The organism is Thermoflexus sp. (assembly GCF_042408365.1).
In the GTDB taxonomy this organism is placed as follows: domain Bacteria; phylum Chloroflexota; class Anaerolineae; order Thermoflexales; family Thermoflexaceae; genus Thermoflexus.
This window is the reverse complement of sequence record NZ_JBHOQJ010000282.1, coordinates 1-3369: the sequence shown is the minus strand read 5'-3', so window position 1 is coordinate 3369 and position 3369 is coordinate 1. Positions and strand designations below refer to the sequence as shown.

Here is a 3369-nt window from a genome sequence, read left to right as displayed (position 1 = left end):
CGGGCGCCAAAGGCGCCCGGCTCGCCCCCATGAGGGAGTTCATCTTTAAAACTTGCTAAGTGCTCTACTAAAGGTCAATACACCTGGAAATAGCGTTCGATCTCCCAGGTGCTGACATGGCGACAGTAAGCTTCCCACTCCAATCGCTTGGCCTCCAGGAACCGCTCGGCCGCCAGAGGCCCCAACGCCTCCTGAATCACCCCATCCGCCTTCAGGGCCTCCAGGGCCTCCCCCAGGGTGGCCGGCAGGCGCTGGATCCCCCGGGCCTCCAACTCCGCCGCCTCCATCGGGATCAATTCCTCCTCTACCGGCGGGGGGAGCGGCAATCGCCGCTCGATCCCATCCAGCCCAGCCGCCAGCATGGCCGCAAAGGCCAGATAGGGATTGCACGCGGGATCCGGGCTCCGCAGCTCGATGCGGGTGGATTGATACCGCCCCGGCTTGATCACCGGGATCCGAATGAGCGCGGAACGGTTGATGCGCGCCCAGCTCACATACGGCGGGGCCTCAAACCCTCCCAGCAGGCGCTTGTAAGAGTTCACCAATGGACAGAGCACGGCGCACATCCCGCGGGCGTGGGCGATCTGCCCGGCCAGGAAGGCCTTGGCCAGGGCGGAGAGACCATAATCGTCCTCGGGGTCCGCGAAAGCGTTCCCCCCATCCGCTAAGCGAAGCAGGCTCTGATGCGTGTGCATCCCGGAGCCGGCCCGCCCCTCCATCGGCTTGGGCATAAAAGTGGCATGGAGGCCGTGGGCCTGCGCCACATGCTTGATCACCAGCCGGGCCGTGACGATATAGTCCGCCATCCGCAGCGCGTCTGCCGGTTGGAAATCGATCTCATGCTGGCCCGGCGAGATCTCATGATGGCCGGGCCCCGCCGGGATCCCCAGGGCGCGCATGGTGTCGACCATCTCACAACGGACCTGATGGGCGAGATCGGTCGCCAGGTCAAAGTAGCCGATCGCATCGGGAGGGCTGGGAGCGAAGGGAGTGCCCCCATCCGCTCGAAAGAGATAGAACTCCAGCTCCGGGCTCACCACATAGGTGTAACCCATTCGGGCCGCCCGCTCCATTACCCGGGCCAGCACCCAGCGGGGATCCCCGGCGAAGGGCTCGCCGCGCCGGTTGACCACCCAGCAGATCACATGGGCTGTTGTCCCCTGCCCGCGCGTCCAGGGCAAAACGGTGAAGGTGCTCAAATCCGGCTTCAGGTAAAGGTCCGACTCCGCCACCCGAGCGAACCCCTCGATGGCCGACCCATCGAACCACTTCCCAGTCTCAATGGCCTCCGGGAGATCCTCGAGGGGGATGGTCACCCCCTTCGGCGCCCCTAGGATATCGGTGAAGCGGAGAATAACGAACCGAACACCTGCCTGACGGGCCTCCTCAAGGATGCGGGTTGGATCCACCGCCTGGCTGTTCATAACGCCTCCTCAGGATCGGTCGGATTTTCAGGGCCAGCTGCAAACGGAAACAATCCTCCCACCGCCGCAGGTCCATCCCGGTGATCTCCTGGATTCGCCGCAGACGGTAAGCCAGAGAGTTTCGATGGAGAAACAGGCGCTCCGCCGTCCGTTGCAAGTTCCCATCACAGGCGAAGAAGGCCTCCAGCGTGGGGATCAGCTCGGCACGGTGCTCCTGATCGTAGCGCTCTAAGGGACCGAGGACTTGTTCGTAGAACTCCTCCAGGACCTCGTTTCCCTGTAAGGGATAGAGGATCCGATAGACGTCGAGCCGTTGATACGCCAGTGTGCAGTTGCTCCCTAACAGATCCTCCGCCATCCGGAGGGATTGGATCGCCTCGCGGAAGGAGCGGGCCAGGCCGGTGGGACCCGTGTAGACGCCACCCACACCAGCGGCCAGGTCGTTGAGGCCCAACGCGCGGGCCAGCTCAGCTCGCAGTCCCTCCACCACAGCCTCGAGGTCCGCTTCGCCGGGAGGTGGGAAGACCAGCGCGACCCCCTCGGCCATCGGCTGAACCCGGCAGCGGGGGAAGCGGGCGGTCAGGCGCCGCATCGCCTCCGCCAGGCGTTCGGCGTTCCTTTCCAGATCCGAGGTCCGGAACACGGCCACCGCCATCGGCTCATCGATGGGCTCGTTGAGGACGCGCGCCCGACGGCGCGCCTCCGCCTCGGGCAGCTCCCCGCGCAGGACTTGAGCCAGGAACTCCCCCCGCACCCGGGCTTCCGTGGACCACAAGGTCCGCTCCCGGAGCAGCACCAGCCCGCAGGCCACCGCGGCCTGGGCGACCGCCAGGCGATCGCGCTCAGGGATGTTGCTGGAGGGGCTTAGCAGGCACACCGCGCCCACTGGCCGCCCTTCCATGAACACCGCCCCCGCGACGCACACCCGACCGGCAGCGTCCGGCCCGAAAAGGGCGACAGGGGCTTCTCCTTCCTCTCGGAAACGAAGACGGCGAAGCCACGTGGAACGCTCCCTCCGGCCGGGAGGGGGTTCCAGAGGCCCAGGGAGATCCGGCCAAGGTGTTCCTTGGGCGTCCTCCAACCAGACGCTCTTCCCCGTGATCTCCCTCAAGGCGTGCAGAATCGCTGGAAGCCCCTCGCTGGCCATGACCGCCTGCTGGAAGCGCCGCTGGAGTTCCCGCTCGATTTCGTAAAGCGTCTCCCGCCGGGTGGTGATGAATCGAGCGATCTGATTCGCCAGATCCGCCAGGCTGGTCCCCTCCGGGAGGGCCAGCAGAGGAAGTCCGGCTTCGTCGGCCAGTGGACCCCATGCCTCAGGGATCGAGCCGACGACAGCCAAGCCGGCCGCCTCCCGCTCCAAGGCGAGTTCGAGGAGGGCGGGAAAGGAAAGCGGTGGCTCGCGCATCGACAGCAGATCCAGCGAGAAGAGCAGGAGATCTCCTCGCTGAATCGCCGTCCGCGCCGGGATCGTTCGGAGGAGGGTCGCCCATGTGACCTCCCGATCCAGACCGCTTTCGCCGCCCACCACACGGGTTCCCGGCGGCAGCGTGGTCTCCAGCAGCTCCCTGAGTGGCACTCCTCGCATCGATACTTCGGACCTCTCTCACCGGGAATCTCAGGTGGGGCCAGGCGTCGGGGACATATGAGAAACAAGAGAAGAGGAGCATGTCCGCAGTTCCGCCATGACCACACCCACAGAAGGCCCCATCGTGTGCGCCTTAGCTTTTCCCCGCGGCCCTTTTGTTTATAGCAGGGCACTTGAACGCCCGCTTCTCACGGAAGGGGCGGAAGGAAGATCTTTTTATAGGCCCGGCCAGCAGGGCGTCTTCCATTTTGTTTTGAGGATGCGGGATGGTGAAGGCCCACCGCCCCTCCCCCCTCTCTCCCTCCTCCCCGCAGCCCAAAGGGCTGCAGGGAGGAGGGAGAAAAATGTTTTCGGGGCTGG

Annotated in this window: 2 protein-coding genes; both read right to left on the bottom strand. The window is 65.4% G+C overall.

All coding sequences use genetic code 11. From position 1 onward, the window contains the following. Nucleotides 1-74 precede the first annotated feature (74 nt). The gene (glnA, locus tag ACFMO5_RS12885) at nt 75-1424 is read right to left on the bottom strand and encodes a type I glutamate--ammonia ligase (protein ID WP_376793158.1); all 1350 of its coding nucleotides are present in this window, start codon (nt 1422-1424) and stop codon (nt 75-77) included. Next, on the bottom strand, nt 1387-3009 hold the full coding sequence (locus tag ACFMO5_RS12880; protein WP_376793157.1) for a helix-turn-helix domain-containing protein: 1623 nt from the start codon (nt 3007-3009) through the stop codon (nt 1387-1389). The genes glnA and ACFMO5_RS12880 overlap by 38 nt, the downstream gene beginning before the upstream one ends. Between the last annotated feature and the right edge of the window lie 360 nt (nt 3010-3369).

Bases quoted from the DNA above. Each gene is read 5' to 3' on its own strand.
- glnA (WP_376793158.1), bottom strand. From the start codon at position 1,424: ATGAACAGCCAGGCGGTGGATCCAACCCGCATCCTTGAGGAGGCCCGT.
- ACFMO5_RS12880 (WP_376793157.1), bottom strand. From the start codon at position 3,009: ATGCGAGGAGTGCCACTCAGGGAGCTGCTGGAGACCACGCTGCCGCCG.